Below are 19,472 nucleotides of genomic sequence, written 5' to 3'. Positions count from 1 at the left end.
CCCCCATCCCACGACCACCTTTAGGCACCTTTAGGACCGAAGTGCAGGACTGACCGCTCAGCGAGGTGACCACCCGTCAACTCCTCACAACAAGGCCGCTGTGCCCGGCGAGCCCAGCCGAGGAACCTCCATGGCACCAGCGAGGACGACGTCCGCCGTGGCGCCCTGCAGAGGAACTACACCGGCCGCCTGGCGAGGACGTCGAGTACACAGACCGAACCGCCCCGCTCCTGCGCTTCCTTGCCGAATTGCTCTTGGGCCCCGGACCAGCTGGCCGGAGCCCGCATCAGCCCCTACCGCATCACGTCAGTCGCCAAGGCCGTCCTCACCCTGGCGTGGCGAAGCTGTAAATGCTCAGTGGGCGCCATGCGGGGACTGCACACCGCCCTGGGACTGTGGACGAAGCGCACACTGGAACTGCGGGAGGCGTGAGAGGCGGGCCTGGCGGCCGACGCCCACGGGGTGCTCAGGGGGGACCCCATGGCCGAACACCAGGCGCTGGACGCCTGGACCGTGAAGCGGACCGGCGGGCTGATCGACCGAATGCCGGAGACCAGGTGGATCGTGCGGCGCATCGGGTGTGTGCGCACGACGTGCCGCCGAGTCAGTGTGTGGTCGAGCTGGTCGGGGGGGAAGTCCTGCATCCGTGACCACAGTCCGATGAAGGGTTCTTGTGGTTCTTGTGCCCGCAGCCCGCACAGGTGAGCCACAGCGTCGGTGACCGTCGCGGCGCTGCGTTCGAGCAGGTGCTGCCGGGCGAGGGTGGCCCGGTTGATGGTCGGCCTTGCGGTACCGACCGGATCGGCAGCTCGCGGCGCGGGTCGTGCGGACGCATACGTCGTGGTCCGGGTTTCCGCGGGGGCCGGACACCATCGTGCCCCGGCAGTAGGTGCCGACCTCGATGCCGGACCGCCCGGGCTGTCGGATGAACATGCTGATCGTCACTTTCGCACGATGAGGCGCCCCGGGCCGCGAGCAGTACATGCGCGACCCGGGGGACGTGTCGGTGGAGATCAGGACCTGACCGACCTGCTCGACGGCAGGTACGGCGCCCCGCACACCCTCGTCCTCGACGGCTTCACCGATCCGACGGTCGACGAGTCCAGGGGCGCGGCTCTCCTCGTGCCCTTCGAGGACCGGGCCGTCACGATACGGGCGTGGGCGTACGGGGATCAGTGGGTCGGCACGGGTACGGCGCGGGACGCCGAGGGGATCGAGCGGCCGGTGCTGGTGGTCGCTCACAGGGAGGTGCCCGAGCCCTCGGCGGTCGCTCCGGACGAGGACGTCGACTGGATGGAGCGGCTCATACGGATCACCGGGTGGAACCAGCCCGCCCGGCGGCCGGACCTGGACTGGGCGGAGGTGGAGTCACGCCTGGGCACCGCGCTGCCGAGCGACTACAAGCGCATGGCCGAGACGTTCGGCGAGGGCGCCTTCGACGGATATCTGGGCCTGAACCACGAGCCGTGGACGTCTCTCAGGGAGGACGGGCTGCTCATCTGGGCGGGCACTGAGCACGAGGACCTGTACTGCTGGAGGACCGACGGCGACGATCCCGACCGCTGGCCCGTCGTGGTCCGTTCCTTCGACGGCGAGGACGTCCCCTTCGACTGCCAGACCGCGGAGTTCGTCTGCCGCATCCTCATCGACCCGCACCACCCGTTCACGATGGCCCGCTATTTCGACACCCACTGGTTCATGAACTACCGTGAACGCGGCTGAACTTCGCCGCCAACCGCATCGGCCGCCTGGCTTGCGGCCAACTTCCGGGCCCCGCTGCGGGCTTCGGCCCGAGCGGATCGTGCGCGGCATGACGGCCGATCTCCAGGCGCGCGTGGAAGCCTTCGTCACGCGCGATGTCGAGGCATTCGTCGCCGCTGATGTCGCCTTTCATCTGAAAGTGGCCGTGACAACACACAACCCGGTCCTTTCGGATCTGTACGGCAGCCTGGTAAGCACGTTGGCCGAAGCCATGCGTCGAGGCTCATGCCTCGAGACAGAGGAAGCCGCGGGCGGCTTCGCCGGAGAGTTGATCGGGCATGCGGCCGGCCTTGTCGGTGAGGCCGATGCCGGCGAGGAGCGTGCGGGGCCCGCACCTCTGCCTCGGTGCGGGGCGTTCCCGCCACTCGTCTCGGTGCGAGGGCGAGGTTGCGTACAACGTTCATCGAGGTGCCGTCGACGACGGAGGTGAAGGCCGCGGCCGTCAGCGGGGCCGGCCCTCGGTGCCGAGCGAACCGGCCGTGGGGGAGGAGCCGGCGGCGGTGCGCCGCCTCGTGGAGGTGCCGGCGGAGGGCCTGCGGTACGCGCCGCGGGCCGTGTGGCCGACGGGACATCGGCTACCACGGGCCCCGGAGCGCGACCTGCTCGCGCTGACGCGCGGGGGCCCGGCGCCCGGACTCAGCCCCCTGACGCCGCGCGCACCAGCGCGGCCATCACCCGTACGTCCTCGCCCATCTCCGGGTGCCACTGCACGCCCAGCACGAAACGCGCGCCCGGCAGTTCCACCGCCTCCACCGTGCCGTCCGCCGCATGGGCCGAGGTGCGCAGGCCCTCGCCCAGGCGGGCCACCGCCTGGTGGTGGTACGTCGGGACGCACGTCTCCTCCGGCACCACGGCCGCGTACCGCGTGCCCGCCACCGGGGTCACCGGGTGGGAGCCGAAGACGCCGACGTCCTCGGTGTGGCCGTCGATGTGCTGGACGAGGGTGCCGCCGAGCGCGACGTTCAGCAGCTGCATGCCGCGGCAGATGCCGAGCAGAGGCGTGCCCGAGTCCAACGCTGCCCGGATCAGGGAGAGTTCCCAGGCGTCACGCTCCCGCGCGGGCGGCCCGGTGCGCGGCTCGCGCTCGGCGCCGTAGCGCTCCGGCTCGACGTCCGGGCCGCCCGCGACGACCAGCCCGTCGAGGCGGGCGACCACCGACGCCGCGTGGGACGGATCGTCCGGCGGCAGCATGGCCGCGAGCCCGCCCGCGGCCTGCACCAGCCGCGGGTAGACGGCGGGCAGCAGCGCCGCGGGCAGCTCCCAGACCCCCCAGGACGCCCGGGACTCCAGATAGGTGCTGACGCCGATGAGCGGCTTGCCCACTGAGTGCTCCTTCATGGTCCTCAGCCGCGTTCCCACTCGGCTTCGTCAGTCGCGAGCGCAGAACGCTCCATGGAACGGATTCATACCTTTGTGTCGACGGTGGCGGGAAATCAAGTCCCGTGCGTGACGTCGCCGTGAACCGTCCGCTCACGTCAGGAAGCCGCGCAGCAATGCGGCCGTGCCCGCGCAGTGCTCGCGCATCATCTCCCGGGCGCCGTCGACGTCTCCGTCCAGCACGGCCTCGACCAGGGCGATGTGCTGGCGCTGCGAGTGCTCCAGGTTCCGCACCAGCAGCGGTATGCAGTCCAGCAGGTCGTTCACGGTCGCGCGCACGGCCGCGTACTGCGCGGTGAGCGTCGGCGATCCGGACAGCTCGGCGAGTGTGAGGTGCAGCAGCGTGTCGAGCCGGCGGTACTCGGTGAGCGGCGCGTCGTGCGTGCGGGCGAGCGCGTCCCGCAGCCGCTCCGCCTGCTCGTCGGTGAGCCCGTGTGCCGCGCACAGCCCGGCCGCGCCCACTTCCAGCACCTCCCGGAACCGCAGGACGTCCTCGACGTCGACCTCCTCGATGCGGCGGCGCAGCTCGTCCTCGCCGGGGGCGGCCGCCTTCGGCAGGACGAACGTTCCGCCGTAGCGGCCGCGCCGCGACTCCACCAGACCCTGGTCCTGGAGGACCTTCAGCACCTCGCGCAGCGTCACCCGGCTGATGCCGAGCCGGTCCGCCAGCTCCCGCTCCGACGGCAGCCGCTCGCCGCCGGGCACCAGGCCCAGCCGGACGACCTGGAGTATCTGTTCAAGAGCCTCCTCGAAACCGTTCCCCGCCCGCACCGGCCGCAGCACCGGGGTCAGCGGGTCGTCCGTGAAGGCGCCCTCACCCGCGTCCGTCTGCGACATCTGGCCGCACCCCCTTCCCAGGCAATGGTTCTCGGCAATACCTTATAGGTCTCGGCTGACCGAAGGAGGCTTTCCCGTGGCAGACCGCACGCCCCCGCTCAGCGTCGAGGAGCTTCGCGCCCTCGTCGCGAGCGGCGAGATTGACACTGTTGTCCTCGCCTTCCCCGATATGCAAGGGCGGCTCCAGGGCAAGCGGTTCGCCGCACGCTTCTTCCTCGACGAAGTCCTCCGGCACGGCACGGAGTGCTGCAACTACCTCCTCGCCGTCGACGCGGAGATGAACACCGTCGAAGGCTACGAGATGTCCTCCTGGGACCGTGGCTACGGCGACTTCGCCATGCTCCCCGACCTCGCCACCCTGCGCCGGGTGCCCTGGAACCGAGCCACCGCGATGCTGATGGCCGACCTCGCCTGGGAGGACGGATCACCGGTCGTGGCCGCGCCCCGCCAGATCCTGCGCCGCCAGCTCGAACGGCTCGCCGAACTCGGCTACACGGCCAACGTCGGCACGGAACTCGAGTTCATCGTCTTCAAGGACTCCTACGAACAGGCCTGGGACGCCGGTTACCAGGGCCTCACCCCGGTCAATCAGTACAACGTCGACTACTCGGTCCTCGGCACCGGTCGCATCGAGCCGCTGCTGCGCCGCATCTGCAACGAGATGAGCGCGGCGGGCCTGACCGTCGAATCCGCGAAGGGCGAGTGCAATCCCGGCCAGCACGAGATCGTGTTCCGCTACGACGAAGCCCTGGTCACCTGCGACCAGCACGCCGTCTACAAGACCGGCGCCAAGGAGATCGCCGCACAGGAGGGCTACGCCCTCACCTTCATGGCGAAGTACAACGAGCGCGAGGGAAACTCCTGCCACATCCACCTTTCCCTCGCCGACGCGGACGGCAACAGCCTCATGGCCGGGGACGGACCCGGCGGCATGTCACCGGTGATGCGGCACTTCCTCGCCGGGCAACTGGCCGCGCTGCGGGACTTCTCCCTCCTCTACGCCCCCAACATCAACTCCTACAAGCGCTTCCAGCCCGGCTCCTTCGCGCCGACCGCCGTCGCCTGGGGCTACGACAACCGCACCTGCGCGCTGCGCGTCGTCGGCCATGGCCGGTCGCTGCGCTTCGAGAACCGGCTGCCTGGCGGCGACGTCAACCCGCATCTCGCGGTCGCCGGCCTGATCGCCGCCGGTCTCCACGGTATCGAGCAGCGGCTGGAGTTGCCCGACGAATGTCCGGGCAACGCTTACACCGCCCGCTACGAACACGTCCCCAGCACCCTGCGCGAGGCCGCCGAGCTCTGGGAGAACAGCCCGATCGCCAAGGCCGCCTTCGGTGACGAAGTGGTCGCGCACTACCGCAACATGGCCCGCGTGGAACTCGACGCCTTCGACGCCGCGGTCACCGACTGGGAACTCCGCCGCTCCTTCGAACGCATGTGAGGCCCTTCTTGTCGTACGAGCACGAGAACCACGAGGACAGGGACACGTACGTGCACGAGCACCAGGTACTGAACCCGGCGACGGAAGAAGTCGTCGCGACCGTCCCCGCCGCCACTCCCGAGGACGTCGACGCGGCCGTCGCCCGCGCGGCTGCGGCCCAGACCCGCTGGGCCTCCCTCGCGCCCGCCGACCGGGCCAGGCTGCTGCGCCGCTTCGCCGCCACCGTCGACGAACACCTCGAAGAACTCGCGCAGTTGGAGGTGCGCGAGGCCGGGCACGTCATCGGCAACGCGCGCTGGGAGGCGGGCAACGCCCGCGATCTGCTCGACTTCGCCGCCGGGGGAGTGGAACGCCTGTCCGGGCGCCAGATCCCCGTCCCCGGCGGACTCGACATCACGATCCTCGAACCCCTCGGGGTCGTCGGTGTCGTCGCGCCGTGGAACTTCCCGATGCCGATCGCCGCGTGGGGGACCGCACCCGCACTCGCGGCCGGCAACGCCGTCCTCCTCAAACCCGCGGAGACGACCCCGCTGACGGCCCTCCGGCTCGCCGAACTCGCCCTGGAGTCAGGCCTTCCGGAACACCTCTTCCAGGTGCTGCCCGGCGCGGGCGACGTGGCGGGCAACGCACTCGTCGAGCACCCCGGGGTCGCCAAGATCGTGTTCACCGGATCCACCCGCGTGGGCAAGGTGATCATGGCCAAGTGCGCCGCTCGCGTGAAGCGTGTGACTCTCGAACTCGGCGGCAAGAGCCCCAACATCGTCTTCGCCGACGCCGACATCGAGGCCGCGGCCGCCGCCGCGCCCATGTCGTTCCTCGACAACGCGGGGCAGGACTGCTGCGCCCGCACCCGCATCCTCGTCCAGCGCTCGGTCTACGACCGCTTCCTGGACCTGCTCACGCCCGCCATCGAGTCCGTCGTTGTGGGCGACCCGAACGACGAGCGCACCCAGATGGGTCCGCTGATCTCGAAGGTCCAGCTGGAGCGCGTACGGTCGTATGTCACCGACGACCTGAAGGCGATCCGCGGCAGCGCGCCCGAAGGGCCCGGCTTCTGGTTCCCGCCGACCCTCGTCACCGACGTCGATCCGGCCGCGCCCATCGCCGCCGAAGAGGTCTTCGGCCCGGTCGCCGTCGTCCTGCCCTTCGAGGACGAGGCCGACGCGGTACGGCTCGCGAACGCGACCGAGTACGGCCTGTCCGGATCGATCTGGACACGGGACGTGGGCCGTGCGTTGCGCGTGTCCGGCGCCGTCGCGGCCGGGAACCTCTCCGTCAACTCCCACTCCAGCGTTCGCTACTGGACCCCGTTCGGCGGCTACAAGCAGTCGGGGCTCGGCCGCGAACTCGGCCCGGACGCGCTCGCCGCTTTCACCGAGACCAAGAACGTCTTCATCAGCAACGTTTCCACCAGCACGAACAGCTCGGAGGGCTGAGCACTCATGACCGACACCAGCAACGTCTGCCGCCGCCTCGTCGGCCGTACCGCCGTCATCACCGGTGCGGGCAGCGGCATCGGCCTCGCCACCGCGCGCCGCCTCGCCGCCGAGGGCGCGAACGTCGTCTGCGGCGACATCGACGACACCGCGGGCAAGGCAGCCGCCGAGGAGGTCGGGGGCACCTTCGTGAAGGTGGACGTGACCGACGCCGAGCAGGTCGAGGCGCTGTTCAAGACCGCGTTCGACACCTACGGCTCCGTCGACATCGCCTTCAACAACGCGGGCATCTCGCCGCCGGACGACGACTCGATCCTGGAGACCGGCCTGGACGCGTGGAGGCGGGTCCAAGAGGTCAACCTGACCTCGGTGTACCTGTGCTGCAAGGCCGCCATCCCCTATATGCAGCGTCAGGGCCGCGGTTCCATCATCAACACCGCGTCGTTCGTGGCCATCATGGGCGCCGCCACCTCGCAGATCTCCTACACCGCGTCCAAGGGCGGCGTGCTCGCCATGTCGCGCGAGCTGGGCGTGCAGTTCGCCCGCGAGGGGATCCGCGTGAACGCGCTCTGCCCGGGGCCCGTCAACACCCCACTTCTCCAAGAGCTGTTCGCGAAGGACCCGGAGCGGGCGGCACGACGCCTCGTGCACATCCCGGTCGGGCGGTTCGCGGAGGCCGACGAGATCGCGGCCGCGGTCGCGTTCCTCGCGAGCGACGACTCGTCCTTCGTCAACGCCACCGACTTCCTGGTCGACGGCGGGATCTCGGGCGCCTACGTCACGCCGCTGTAGTCCCCTTCGTCTTCTGGCCACGACCCCGACGGCCGGGCGTCGCAAGGCGCCCGGCCGTCGGTTGAAGCGAAGGCTTGATCATTTCAGGGAAGGAATTCCCAGAACGGGCGGTCAGGCGCGAAGTTGCGAGAACACAACGTCACGTCCTTACCCCTGAGATAATCCAGCAACCACTCACCGAACGTCATCTCGTAGAGAGTCCAGGCCGGACTGTCGAACTCCTGGACCACGACGCGCCAGGGCGACGAGGGCTCATCGGGAACGCGAAGGAATACCGCTTCCCCTGTCGTGGCCGTTGCCACCGGCATCAATTCCCCGGGGTTCGCCCCTGCCGGACTGGGCAGGAACTCCGCCATGTCCTCCTCGCGCCAGAGTTCGAGATCCCCCCTGATCATTTCTCCCAGACTGTGCAGAAGATGACCGGCGGGATGCTTCAGATACAACTGCCCGTTGATCTCGATCGAACCGTAGGCGTTCACGATCTCACGGAAGTCCGCAGGAAATTCGATACCGAATTCCTGCTCCAGTTCGGTCCAAGGCGCCGGATCCGACCAGTTGAACCGTGGTTCACCCAACAGGGCTCGGATCTCTGGAAGCGTTGCCACCACTGGGGCCCCTTCTGGCACGTCGAGCCGAAGCCGGTCTCGGAGTTGATCACAGTACACGAGGGAATCTGCTGGGAGTTTGTTCATTCGGTGAGGGCGGTCTCGATGTCTGGCACGCGTGTTTGCCCGTGGGTCCGCGGGACGGTCACACGGTGAAGTGGTGCGTGCCGGAGCCGACCTGATAGACCGCGCAGCCGTCCTCCTGGCGCAGGTACGTCCCGTGAGTGCGGGTGACCGCCTCCGGAGCGGATGCGGGGATCCACACCTCGGCAGCCGTGTTGGGCGGCACCGTGCAGGTCAGCGTGAAGCGGCCGGCCTGCTGCCGCCAGCGTGTGGAGACGGGCCCGTAGACCGAGGTGAACGTGGCGCGGGAGGAGGTGACGGCTCCGCCCGGACGGGGGCGGATGACGATCTCCCGGTAACCGGGCCGGCCCGCCGAGATGCCGGCGATGTTCGCGTACATCCACTCTCCCACCGAGCCGTAGGCGTAGTGGTTGAAGGAATTCATGCCCGGGTCTTGAAAACTGCCGTCGGGCCGTATGGAGTCCCAGCGTTCCCACATCGTCGTGGAGCCCCTGTCGATCTGGTAGCCCCAACTGGGGAACGAGCGCTGCTGCAACAGGCGATGGGCGACGTCGGTGTGCCCCGTGTCGGTCAGGACGGGCAGCAGCCGGGGCGTGCCGAGGAAACCTGTCGAGAGGTGCCAGTCCCTGGCCTCGATCAGGGCGACGAGCCGTTCGGCCGCGGCCTTCCGCAACCCGTCCGGCATCAGGTCCATCGACAGCGCGAGGACATAAGCCGTCTGGGTATCACCCTTGACCCTGCCGTCGGAGGTGACGTAAGCGTTCCGGAACGCCTCTCGTACTCGTTCGAAGAGATCGCGGTAGGAGGCAGGGTCCTTGCCGAGCTCCGTGGCCATCCGAGCCGCGAGGTCGGCGCTGTGCGCGAAGTACGCCGTGGCGATGACGTCCTTGGGGGTCTCGTCATCGACGTTCAGCCAGTCGCCGTATCCCTCGGCCGGGCGCAGCAGTCGGTCGCTGTGCTTCTCCAGGTACCTCAGCCAGGCCTGGACGGACGGCCAGGCGTCGGCCAGGACCTGGCGGTCGCCGTAGGCCTGGTACAGGGACCAGGGGACGGTGACACCCGCGTCGCCCCAGCCGGCGGTGCCGCCGCCGAGTCCGCCGACGTCCGGTGCCACGTTCGTGAACGCGCCCTCCGCTGTCTGTGCGTCCCGGAGGTCGACGAGCCACTTGGAGAGGAAGCGGGCCGACTCCATCGTGTAGGCGGCCGTGGGCGCGAAGACGTTGATGTCTCCTGTCCATCCCAGGCGCTCGTCGCGCGCGGGCGTGTCCGTCGGAACGGAGAGGAAGTTGCCGCGCAGCCCCCATGTGATGTTGCGGTGCAACTGGTTGAGCATCGGTACGTCGGTCTCGAAGTCGAGCGTGAACGGTGCTGACGTATGCATGACACGCCCGGTGACGGTTTTCGCCGAGGGCGTGCCGGGGAATCCGGTCACCTCGACATAGCGGAAACCGTGGACGGTGAAGCGGGGCTCGTAGCTCTCCTCCCCGTGGCCCTTGAGGGTGTACGTGTCGGTCGCCGACGCGCTCCGCAGATTGGCCGTGTAGACGGTGCCGTCGGGGTTGAGCACCTCGGCGTGTCTGAGCCGGACGGTCGTTCCCGCGGCGCCCGACACCCGCAGGCGTACCGAGCCGACCATGTTCTGGCCCAGGTCGAACACGAAGACACCGGGCTTGGGTTCCGTCACCTTCTTCGGTGTCAGCTCCTCGGCCAGGTGTACCGGACCGGCCTCCTGCGCGACGATCAGGCCGGGGCCGATGTCGCCGGCGCCGCGCACGCCGAGCCAGCTCCCGTCGTCGAAGCCGGGTGAGGTCCAGCCGGGGGTCTCCTTGCGCGCGTCGTACGTCTCGCCACCGTGGAGGTCGGCGGCGACGATCGCCCCGTGGGCGGCCCGCCAGTCGGGGCCCGAAGTAATGCGCTCGCTCGTCCCGTCCGCGTACTCCACCTCCAACTGCGCCAGCAGCGACGGATGTTCGCCGTACTGGTGAGGACCGAACATGCCGACGTCGCCCGCGTACCAGCCGGGTGCGAGATACACCCCGATGGCGTTGGCGCCGGGCCGCAGGAGCGTGGTGACGTCGTACGTCTGGTACTGGACGCGGGTGCGGTAGTCGGTCCAGCCGGGAGCGAGGTGGTCGCGGCCCACGCGGCTGCCGTTGAGGTGGGCCTCGTAGAGACCGAGCGCCGTGGCGTACAGCCGCGCGCGGGACACCTTCCGGCTCCGGAGCCGGAACTCGTGGCGCACCTGGGTGACGGCGTACGAAACCGGGACGACCCTTCCCCAGGGCCCGCCGCCCCACGGGGCCGCCACCCTCGCCGTCGGCCAGTCGCCGTCGTCGAAACCGAGCCCGCGCCAGTCGGCCGGAGGTTCCTGGTCCATGGCCTTCCAGGACGCGTCGGTGACCGTCCTCTGCTCGCCGGAAGCGTTACGGACCGTGAGAACGGCGATGACTCCCGCCGGGCCCGGGGACGCGTTGGTGGCGGAGACGGCGATGACGTTGTCGCCGGTGCGCACCCGGTCCAGTACGTCGATCACGGCCGGGCGGCGCCAGCCTTCGTTGTCGGTCTCCAGGTCGGTGCGGGCCACCTCGACCCCGTTCACGGAGACGGTGTACACGTTGTCCGCGCTGATGACGAGCGTCGCCGCGGTGATCCCCTCGGGCAGCTCCGCGACACCGCGGAACCAACGGGTGACCGCCGGAACACTGCTCGCCGGATCACCCTCGGGGAACCAGATCCAGGAACTGCCCTCCAGGGACGGCACGTCCGTGAGGCTGGCCGGAGCCGAGATCCAGTCGGCCCTCCACTGCCCGGCTTCCATGAGGCCGGTCTCCCACCACGAGGGCTCGCTCCAGTCGGAGGCCCGGCCGTCGGCGTCCCACACGCGTACGGACCAGAAGTAGCGTGTCCGGGGCTGAAGTCCAGGACCCCCGTAGGGTACGAGCACGGACTCGCCGGACACGACCTTCCCGCTGTCCCAGACGTCCGGACGGGACAGGCCCGTAGCGGTGGTGGCGACGCGGATCTGATAGGCGCTCTGCCGCATACCCGGCTTGTCGGAAGCCAACGGCCAGCTCAGCCTGGGGCGTTGCGCATCGAGGCCGAGGGGGTGCTGGGCGTACTCCGTGGTCGGCGCCGTGACGCGCAGGCCGTCGTGCCCTGCGTGCGCCTGCGCCTGGACAGGTTCGGACACTGGCACGGCCGCCGCTGGTACCGAGTCCAAGGTCGCCGCCGCGACTGTGGCGGCCGCTCCCGCCAGAACACTCCTCCTACTGATCACTACGACTCCTCGTCCAGGATTGGATGAATCGATTCAGTGCCGTTGAGTGTGGGTAACGTAAGGGTGGGCGAGGTGAAGGTCAATCAGTGTGCAGGTACTTTCGCAAGCGTCCCGTGTTCCGCTGCCACTCCGAGCGAGGCCGGCACGTGAAGTGGGCGCGAGGTGATTGAACGGTTTCAATCAGGACCCCGAAAGTCCGGGTTCGGCAAGGTCACAGCGCCTGACGTGCCACAGCTGCCCGGCCGTTGGATCTTCCTCGGCGACCCACTGCGTAGTACCCGTCGGCCGGCGCGACATTGCAGGGTGGGATCGTCGCCGACCTCCGCGGGCTCAACCGCGTCGAGACCTGCGCGGCTCAGGTCACCCGATCCGCCAAGAGCGTGCAGGCACAGGTCAGGCCGCCCGCGGGGTGTCCGTGGACTGTGTGGGCCCGCAGGGCCACCTTCTTTGAAATCAGGCTCTGGCGCGCAAATAGGTCCAGGTCAGGGACTATGGAGGCAAAGCGGGGTGCCTGGTGGCCGCCGTGGCTGCCGGGTCCTTGGCCGCGGACGGAAGGGCATGCTCGGCCGGGCAGGCAAGCCTGGTCCGGATTACGCCGGAGCGGCCGGGCCCGTGCCGTCGGGCGTGAAACCGTGCGTGAACGTGACGGGCAGACGTTCGGGGCCGCGCAGACCGCCTGAACTCCATCGCAGCTCGCCCGGCGGCACCGCCAAGGCGAGATCGGGGAGGCGGCGCAGGGCACTCCCGATGGCGACCTGACCCTCCAGCCGGGCCAGCGGGGCGCCCAGGCAGTAGTGGATTCCGTGCCCGAACGCGAGGTGGGCGTTGTCCCGGCGGGTGATGTCCAGACGATCGGGTTCCGGGAACCGCGCCGGATCCCGGTCGGCGATGGCGGAGGCCACCAGCACGGTGGCGCCGCACGGGATCCTCACGCCCGCGATCTCGACGTCCTCCCGCGCGAAGCGGGCGATGCCGGGGTTTACCGGTCCGTCATAGCGCAGGAACTCCTCGATCGCGTCCGGCAGCAGCGCCGGATCGTCCCGCAGCAGCTGAAGCTGGTCGGGATGGGCGAGCAACGCGGCGATGCCGCCGCTGATCAGGTTGACCGTGGTGATGTATCCGGCCACCAGCAGCAGGAACGCCATGGCGATCAGCTCGTCCTCGTCCAGCCGCTTCTCCTCGTCCCGAGCGATGATCAAAGCGCTGAGCAGGTCGTCACCGGCGTTGGCTCGCTTGGCTTCCAGGAGCTTGACCAGGTACGCGCGCATGTGCTGCCACGCACCGTCGACCACGGCCGGGTCCGGCGGCTCGGGACCTCGGAGGATCATGTCGTCGGTCCACCGCTGGAATTCGTACCGGTCCATCGTGGGTACCCCGAGCAGCTCACTGATCACGGCGACCGGTAGCGGCAGCGCGAGGTCGGCGACGAGATCCGCGCGGCCGGTCCGCACGATCGCGTCGAGCAGCCCGTCTGTGATGGCCTGGACACGGGGCCGCAGCTCGGCCACCCGGCGCGCGGTGAACGCCTTCGAGACCAGGCGACGCAGGCGGGCGTGGTCGGGCGGGTCCGCCCGGAGCATGGTGCTCAGCATGGACTCACGCTCCGTCGCGGGCAGCCGGCGGAGGAGCCGGGGGTCAGAAGCGTCGCGTACGTCGCTGCTCAGGCGCGGGTCGCGCAGCGCGGCGAGGCCGTCCTCATAGCGCGTGACCAGCCAGGCCTCCAGGCCGCCGACGATGACCGCGCGCCGCACCGGGCCCTCTTCGCACAGCTGTCGGTAGAACGGGAACGGGTCTGCCGCGAAGGCCGGATCGGCATAGGGAAGCAAGAGCGGCTGATCGCTCATCGTCGTCTCCCGAAGTACGTCGAAGTGCTGCTTTGCAGAACGTCTGGGCTCGCCACGGACTGCGCGGAGGATTCAGCAGACCTTCAGTGCTTATGTCCCAGTATGGCGACTCTGTGATTCGCGCTGAAAGGGCCTGATGGGGTGGACCACGTGCTGTGTGGTGGGCGGCCCCGCCGGAATGGGCCTAGCCCTGCTACTGGCCCGGCCCGGAGTGGAGGTCACTGTCCTGGCACTGAATCGCTGACTTGTACGGCGGCAGTGGTGCGCGACTGGTTCACCGTCACCGCCGACAGACCGAACCCGCGCCGTGGAGCGGCTGACCGACGCCGAGCCATTTATCCGGGGTCACGCCCAGAGGGGGACCGCTACCGTGGGCCCATGCCCCACGCCTCCGCGCTCCTCGTCATCGACATGCAGAACGCCCTGGTGTCCATCGGGTACCGGGCCGCCGAGACCGTCGCCGCCATCGCCCGGCTCCGCGAACGCGCCAGAGCCGCGGGCGTACCGATCGTGACGGTCCAGCACCAAGGTCCCGAGATGGAGGCCGGGAGCGAGGGCTGGCGCATCGTGCCCGAACTCGCCCCCGCCGCCGACGAGGCGGTCGTCCACAAGACCAGTGCGGACGGCTTCCTGGACACCGATCTCGACAGGACTCTGAAAGCGCTGGGTGTGACCGAGGTCGTCGTCACCGGGTTCGCGACCGAGATCTGCGTGGACACCACGGCGCGGCAGGCGCTGAGTCACGGGTACGACCTGGTACTGGTCGCCGACGGGCACACCACGTCCGACCGGACCGGCGCGGGCGAGTACGTCTCACCGAAGCAGTCGATCGCGCACCACAACGAGATCTACCGGCACATCGACTTTCCCGGGCGGAGCATCCGTGTACTACCCGCGTCCGAAGTGGACTTCGCTGCGGCAGGCGACGGCCGCCCGGACGTGGGAGCCGTCATTCGCGCAGTCGTCCATCTCCAGCAGGCCCGCCCCGAGTAGTTCGGCGAGTGGGGTCTCGCGCACGCACGGCCAGACCCCGGTTTCGGTCCAGTCCCGCGACCGGGGCCGAGTCCGCGTGCGCGGCACGTCTCCGCGCGATCCGGGCACGGCGAGGTGACGACCCGCAGTCCTTCGCCCCTCCGGACGGCATGCGCGACGGGCGCGCTGGACATCCGGAGCAGGTCGTCGAGGCCGGCAGGAGTGGGTTCGCGTCCCGGATGGCCGCGCGTGGAAACGCGGTCGACGGACGCCTCGCATGTCCACTACCGTCCGTGGCTGTGAGCAGCAGACTCCGTGAGGTCGCGGCGCGCAACGCCCGCATCGCCGAAGAAGGTTCCTACCGGCTGGAGGACGGTCGCAGGGTCGAGGTGCGTGAGACGCTCGCCGCGGCCCGCTCGGGGACCGTCAGCTACGCCCCCACCACCTTGCGGCAGCTCGCCGCCGAGCGGTTTCCGCTGACGCACCGCACCGCCTTCACGGTCACGGCGGAGAGCAGCCTCCAGGCGGCGCGCCGACTGCGTCTGGCCGGGTCCGGACACATCGCGGTACTCAACTTCGCCTCCGCCCGCAACCCCGGCGGCGGTTACCTCGGTGGCGCCCGCGCGCAGGAGGAGGATCTGTGCCGCACCTCTCTGCTGTATCCGTGCCTGCTTGAGGCTCCCGACCACTACGAGGCACACCGGGCGTCCACGGACCTGCTCTACAGCCACCGCGTGATCTGGTCGCCAGCGGTCCCCGTGCACCGGGGCGACCGCGGTGAGTTGCTGGCCGAGCCCTGCCCCGTGTCGTTCTTGACCTGCCCGGCGCCCAACGCCGGGCAGGCACTGCGGCGCGACCCCGGTGCGGGCGAGAGGATCGCCCGGGTGCTGAGCGAGCGCGCCGGGCTGGTACTCGCGGTCGCCGCCCACCACCGGGTGAGCGAGTTGGTGCTGGGGGCCTGGGGCTGCGGCGTGTTCCGCAACGACCCGGAACAGGTCGCCGACGCCTTCCACGCGCACCTGGCGGCCGACACGGGCGCGTACCGGGACGTGTTCGCGAAGGTCGTGTTCGCGGTGTGGGACCGCACGCCGCGGTCGCCGAACCGGGCCGCCTTCGCCGCCCGGTTCGGCGGATAGCCGGCCGCCGCGGGCGGTTTGCCCGCGGCGGCACAGGCCGGTCCCGCGTCCGCTGCCACGAGTGCCATGCCGGGCAAACGCCGGCCGTGCTGCGGGAGGAGGGCGCGCCGGACGGCCCAACGCCGCTGGGACACCGACCACATGCGACGACCCTGCCCTCCGGCACGCCAGGCTCCGTCGCTTCGCGCGCTCCCGTGAGCCGCCGTGACCAGCCCCGGTCGGGGCATCTACGGCCACACCAGCAACACGTCCCTCATACCGCACTGTTGACGCGTGTCAATGATGATCATAGGCTCCCTCGCCGTCGGCTCCGGCGCGCACCCGGAATCCGGATTCCGTCCGTCTGCGCGCGGCCTCCCCTCGTCGACCCGTCGACGACGGGTCCGGGGTCGCTGCTCGACAGCACCACCTGCACCGCCCTGTACCGACAACTCCGGGAGGAGCAAGTGAGAAGACGTCGTGCGGCCGCCTGGGCCGCCTCAGCCGCCATCACCACCCTCGCATTGACCGGCACACTCGCCGGACCCGCCACCGCGGCACCCGACACCACATCCGGGTCCGCCACCGCGGGGCAGGCCCGGTCGGAGGTGGCCACCGCGACCGACCCCGTCACGCACGAGGAGAACGACCGCGTCCCGGAGGGCTCACTCTGGACGCAGCACTACTTCCCTTCCTCGGACGGCAGCGGGGTCGAACTGCACGCCGACGTGCTGCGCCCGGCGGACCTGCCGGCAGATGCGAAGACGCCGGTGATCCTGTCGGTGGGCCCGTACTTCTCCCACGCGGGGGAGAGCGCTCCCGCGGGGTGGGACCGGGTCGGGCCATCGGCGCGCTTTCAGGATTTCATCGACGGCGCGCGGCTCATGGAGCGTGGATACACCTTCGTGATGGTGGACCTGCGCGGCTTCGGTGGCAGCACCGGGTGCCTGGACTTCCTCGGCCCGGGGGAGCAGGCCGACATCAAGGCGGCCGTCGAGTGGGCAGCGAGCCAACCGTGGTCGACTGGCAAGGTCGGCATGTACGGCAAGTCGTACGACGCCAACACCGGGCTGGCGGCCAATACCCTCAAGCTCAAGCCTCTGCGGGCGATCGTCTCCCAGGAACCGACGTGGAACAGGTACAACTACCTGTACAGCAACGGGGTGCCGCGGTCCAACGTGACCAGCACTCCGCGGGGTTACTACTCGATCGCGACGATGGCGCCGCTGGCCGACGACAGCGACCACTACAAGGCGAACGCGGGGTACGAGAAGAACCACCCCGAGTGCGAGAGTGACAACCTCACCAACACGCAGAACCCCGACCCGAAGTCCCCGTTCTGGCGTGCCCGCGATTTCGCCTCCCGCGCCGCCGGATCCCAGACGCCGCTGTTCGTCACGTCGGGCTTCATCGAGGACAACACCAAGCCCGAGGAGATGCAGAAGTACCTGGCCAACCACCAGGGCCCGCAACGCGGTTGGATCGGCCAGTGGGAACACGTGCGCGGTAACGAGACCAATGCCAAGGGCCAGCTCAAGATGGGACGGGCGGGCTGGTTCGACGAGGTGATGCGGTTCTACGACCAGTACCTCCGCGGCATCGAACCGTCGGTGACCGACCCGGCGTTCTCCCTCGAGGACAGCCTCGGCCACTGGCGCGCCCAGCCGACCTGGCCGGTGACCGACGACTCGTACAAGGTGCGGCTGGCGCCCGGGCGGTACGTCGACGACGGCGGCAAGGCGCAGAAGGCCGCCCTGCCGATGACGGCGCCGGAGTCTCAGGGCTGGGACATCGAGGACGCGCCGGAGGCCGGCTCGCTGACGACCGACGGGACGAGTGCGCTCAGCGCCGACGCACCCGCCAACAGTTACTGGACCTGGTCCACGCCCGCCGCTGAGCAGGTGCGGATCACGGGCAGCCCGCAGATCACGTTGAAGACCAGGGGCCAGGGCAACGTCTGGGCCCGGCTGTGGGACGTCGCTCCGGACGGCAGGGCGACGATGTTCAACGAGAACGTCGCACTGCTGGAAAGCAGCGGATCAACCTCCTTCGCCCTGAAGGCGACGGACTGGACCTTCGAGCAAGGGCACCAGCTGGGGGTCCAGATCGGAACCATCACCTCGAACGGCTGGCGGAGCGTTCCCTCGGGTGAGACGATCACGGTCTCCGACGCGCGGCTCGCCCTGGAGGTTCAGGATCCGCGGTTCGACTCGCCGACCCAGGGGGACCGCTCGCCGTACCTGGACACGTACGTGAGGGCGAACACCACCACGCTGAACAACGTCGGCACCCCCACCTTCCCGCTGAGCATCTCAAAGAACGGATGACCCGGCCGCTGCCCGGCACTCGTCTGTGCGGGTGCCGGGCAGCCTGTCGACTCGGCCGGCCGGCGGCCCAGTCCTGGGGCGAACGCTTCGGAGGGAGCCCGCTCTCCAACGACTCCGCAGCACTCGCCCCGGAATGCCGCGGCGACTTGGGTCATACAGCGGCTAGTCTGCGTGACCTGGCCCGCAACTCCTTCGAGGCGCCCTTCCTGGACGACGACGAGACGCGTCGTGCGCGTTGTCCCGCCGAGGTCGAGGCGTACGACTTCGAGACGGCCGGGGCGGAGTAGGGCTCCGGCTCCTCAGCGGGTGCCCGGGCCCGCTTCCACGGAGGCGAGTCCGCGAGGGCCCGCGGTGCCGAACGCCTGCTGGTCCGGGGCCGGTCCGGCGACCGGCACCTCGATCTCGACGACCGGCTGTTCCGAGGCACCCACCTGGGGCACCGTGCCGGCCGCGGTGCCCGTCGTGGCCGCGACCACCGCGGCCGGGGCGCCGCCCCGGCGCCGGACCGCACCGGGGACGATGGGCCGGCCGCCGGTGTGCAGGGCGACCGCTGTCAACGGCAGCGCAAGCAGGAGCAGTCCGGTGCCCAGCACCAGGCCCATCGCCGGGTAGCCGGCGCTCGCGGACAGCAGGCTTCCGACGAGCGGGCCGCACGCGGTGCCCAGGGAGGACGCGGATCCGGCCAGCACCGCCCAGCGGCCGCGCGGGTCGAGTGAGGCCGCCAGTCCGATGAGGTAGGAGAGGACGATCGGGTAGACGGTGTTCCAGGCGATCTCGCCGGTCGCGAACGACGGCAGGTCGTCCGCCGAGGCGCTGACCGCGATGCAACAGGCGATCAGTGCGGTGCCCGCTCCGATCGGCAGTGCCCGCCCGAGCCGCGCGCCGAGCGCGCTCGCGCCGATGACGCCGAGCAGCCCGGTGCCCAAGGCCGTGGCGAAGACCGCGCCGACGGTGACCTCGCTCAGTCCTGCCTGGTCCAGGCCGATGCGGCCGCTCACACCCCACAGCGAGTTCTGCGCCATGGACCAGAACAGCATCGAGCCCGCGAGGACGAGCCCCGCGCGGCGGTAGGGGAGCGGGCCGCGCGGCGCCGCCGTGTGACCGGGCGCCACGGCACCGGCGAGTCGGCCCGTCGCGAGCCACACCAGCAGCGCGGTCAGCGCGATCGCAGCGAACGGCAGCCCGTGTCCGGAACCGAGGTGAGGTATCGTCAGATACGCGACGCCGGCGAGCGCGGAGACGCTCAGCAGCCCGAAGGTCGAGGTGCGGTGCGGGTCGCGCTGGGCCGCGATGCCCGACGCGGCGACCGTCGTCGCCGTGCCCGAGCCGAAGCCGCCCGCAATCGCCCCGGCGACCACCACCGGCACACTGTCCGACAGCGCCGCGCAGCCGTAGCCGAACGCCGCGAGCAGCAGCCCGGAGCGGGCCAGGCGCCGTGGCCCGAACCGCTCGACGCGTGCCGCGAGCGTGAAGCCCGCCGTGGCCGAACTCAGCAGCAGCGCACTGCCGACGAGCCCCGCTTGCGCGGGCCCGAGGCCCAGCCGGTCACCGAGGCGGCCGACGACGGTGGGCAGCAAATAGGGCGCGAGGTAGCCCGCCATGAA

The 19,472-nt window shown here is 70.1% G+C and carries 15 protein-coding genes and 1 pseudogene; 9 read left to right on the top strand and 7 right to left on the bottom strand.

The window, feature by feature from the left end:
- Window positions 1-548 precede the first annotated feature (548 nt).
- Window positions 549-776, bottom strand: a pseudogene (locus tag ACFY3J_RS35300) (DNA glycosylase AlkZ-like family protein); the annotation flags it as partial.
- A gap of 178 nt (window positions 777-954) precedes the next feature.
- Here ACFY3J_RS35300 and ACFY3J_RS35295 point away from each other — a divergent pair.
- Window positions 955-1,722 carry an SMI1/KNR4 family protein gene (locus tag ACFY3J_RS35295; protein WP_390842577.1) on the top strand — a complete coding sequence of 256 codons (768 nt, stop codon included), beginning with the start codon at window positions 955-957 and terminating at the stop codon, window positions 1,720-1,722.
- Entirely contained in the window at window positions 1,709-2,191 is a 483-nt protein-coding gene (locus tag ACFY3J_RS35290; RefSeq protein ID WP_390842576.1) for an FCD domain-containing protein, read from the top strand. Before ACFY3J_RS35295 ends, ACFY3J_RS35290 begins: the two co-directional genes overlap by 14 nt.
- Window positions 2,192-2,397: 206 nt before the next feature.
- Here the strand turns inward: ACFY3J_RS35290 and ACFY3J_RS35285 are convergent, their stop codons facing one another.
- Window positions 2,398-3,099: a gamma-glutamyl-gamma-aminobutyrate hydrolase family protein gene (locus tag ACFY3J_RS35285; protein ID WP_384187114.1), complete on the bottom strand. Its 702-nt coding sequence runs from the start codon at window positions 3,097-3,099 to the stop codon at window positions 2,398-2,400.
- 132 nt (window positions 3,100-3,231) lie between these two features.
- On the bottom strand, window positions 3,232-3,975 hold the full coding sequence (locus ACFY3J_RS35280; protein WP_384187117.1) for a FadR/GntR family transcriptional regulator: 744 nt from the start codon (window positions 3,973-3,975) through the stop codon (window positions 3,232-3,234).
- A 76-nt stretch (window positions 3,976-4,051) separates the two neighbouring features.
- On the opposite strand from ACFY3J_RS35280, the gene ACFY3J_RS35275 reads away from it, so the two are divergent.
- From ACFY3J_RS35275 to ACFY3J_RS35265, 3 genes are read left to right on the top strand one after another with little or no spacing between them, the layout of a single operon-like run.
- Window positions 4,052-5,416, top strand: a complete 1,365-nt coding sequence (locus ACFY3J_RS35275; protein ID WP_384187120.1) for a glutamine synthetase family protein — start codon at window positions 4,052-4,054, stop codon at window positions 5,414-5,416.
- An 8-nt stretch (window positions 5,417-5,424) separates the two neighbouring features.
- Window positions 5,425-6,852, top strand: coding sequence for an aldehyde dehydrogenase family protein (locus ACFY3J_RS35270; protein ID WP_390842575.1), 1,428 nt, complete (start codon window positions 5,425-5,427; stop codon window positions 6,850-6,852).
- Between the two features lie 6 nt (window positions 6,853-6,858).
- Complete coding sequence (locus ACFY3J_RS35265) at window positions 6,859-7,644, top strand: 3-oxoacyl-ACP reductase (protein ID WP_384187125.1); 786 nt, start codon at window positions 6,859-6,861, stop codon at window positions 7,642-7,644.
- Window positions 7,645-7,727: 83 nt separating this feature from the next.
- On the opposite strand, the gene ACFY3J_RS35260 is transcribed toward ACFY3J_RS35265, so the two are convergent.
- The 3 genes from ACFY3J_RS35260 to ACFY3J_RS35250 all read right to left on the bottom strand — a co-directional run bounded on the left by ACFY3J_RS35260 (window position 7,728) and on the right by ACFY3J_RS35250 (window position 13,454).
- A complete protein-coding gene (locus ACFY3J_RS35260; RefSeq protein ID WP_390842574.1) occupies window positions 7,728-8,249 on the bottom strand; it encodes an SMI1/KNR4 family protein in 522 nt (173 codons plus the stop codon).
- Between the two features lie 145 nt (window positions 8,250-8,394).
- The gene (locus ACFY3J_RS35255) at window positions 8,395-11,610 is read right to left on the bottom strand and encodes an alpha-L-rhamnosidase (protein WP_390842573.1); all 3,216 of its coding nucleotides are present in this window, start codon (window positions 11,608-11,610) and stop codon (window positions 8,395-8,397) included.
- Between the two features lie 590 nt (window positions 11,611-12,200).
- Window positions 12,201-13,454, bottom strand: coding sequence for a cytochrome P450 (locus tag ACFY3J_RS35250; protein WP_390842572.1), 1,254 nt, complete (start codon window positions 13,452-13,454; stop codon window positions 12,201-12,203).
- Window positions 13,455-13,832: 378 nt separating this feature from the next.
- Here ACFY3J_RS35250 and ACFY3J_RS35245 point away from each other — a divergent pair, with 378 nt between their 5' ends.
- The 4 genes from ACFY3J_RS35245 to ACFY3J_RS35230 all read left to right on the top strand — a co-directional run bounded on the left by ACFY3J_RS35245 (window position 13,833) and on the right by ACFY3J_RS35230 (window position 18,155).
- Window positions 13,833-14,447 (top strand): isochorismatase family protein, encoded by a 615-nt coding sequence (locus ACFY3J_RS35245; RefSeq protein WP_390842571.1) that lies wholly within the window; start codon window positions 13,833-13,835, stop codon window positions 14,445-14,447.
- Between the two features lie 278 nt (window positions 14,448-14,725).
- Window positions 14,726-15,562: a TIGR02452 family protein gene (locus ACFY3J_RS35240; RefSeq protein ID WP_390842570.1), complete on the top strand. Its 837-nt coding sequence runs from the start codon at window positions 14,726-14,728 to the stop codon at window positions 15,560-15,562.
- A gap of 446 nt (window positions 15,563-16,008) precedes the next feature.
- Window positions 16,009-17,868 carry a CocE/NonD family hydrolase gene (locus ACFY3J_RS35235; protein ID WP_390842569.1) on the top strand — a complete coding sequence of 620 codons (1,860 nt, stop codon included), beginning with the start codon at window positions 16,009-16,011 and terminating at the stop codon, window positions 17,866-17,868.
- 146 nt (window positions 17,869-18,014) lie between these two features.
- The gene (locus ACFY3J_RS35230) at window positions 18,015-18,155 is read left to right on the top strand and encodes a hypothetical protein (RefSeq protein ID WP_390842594.1); all 141 of its coding nucleotides are present in this window, start codon (window positions 18,015-18,017) and stop codon (window positions 18,153-18,155) included.
- A gap of 12 nt (window positions 18,156-18,167) precedes the next feature.
- Here the strand turns inward: ACFY3J_RS35230 and ACFY3J_RS35225 are convergent, their stop codons facing one another.
- Complete coding sequence (locus tag ACFY3J_RS35225; RefSeq protein WP_384187182.1) at window positions 18,168-19,469, bottom strand: MFS transporter; 1,302 nt, start codon at window positions 19,467-19,469, stop codon at window positions 18,168-18,170.
- Window positions 19,470-19,472: the final 3 nt, after the last annotated feature.

This window comes from Streptomyces sp. NPDC001231 (assembly GCF_042896885.1).
Taxonomy (GTDB): Bacteria; Actinomycetota; Actinomycetes; order Streptomycetales; family Streptomycetaceae; genus Streptomyces.
The sequence above is the reverse complement of the archived record's forward strand: the minus strand, read 5'-3'. Positions and strand labels throughout refer to the sequence as shown.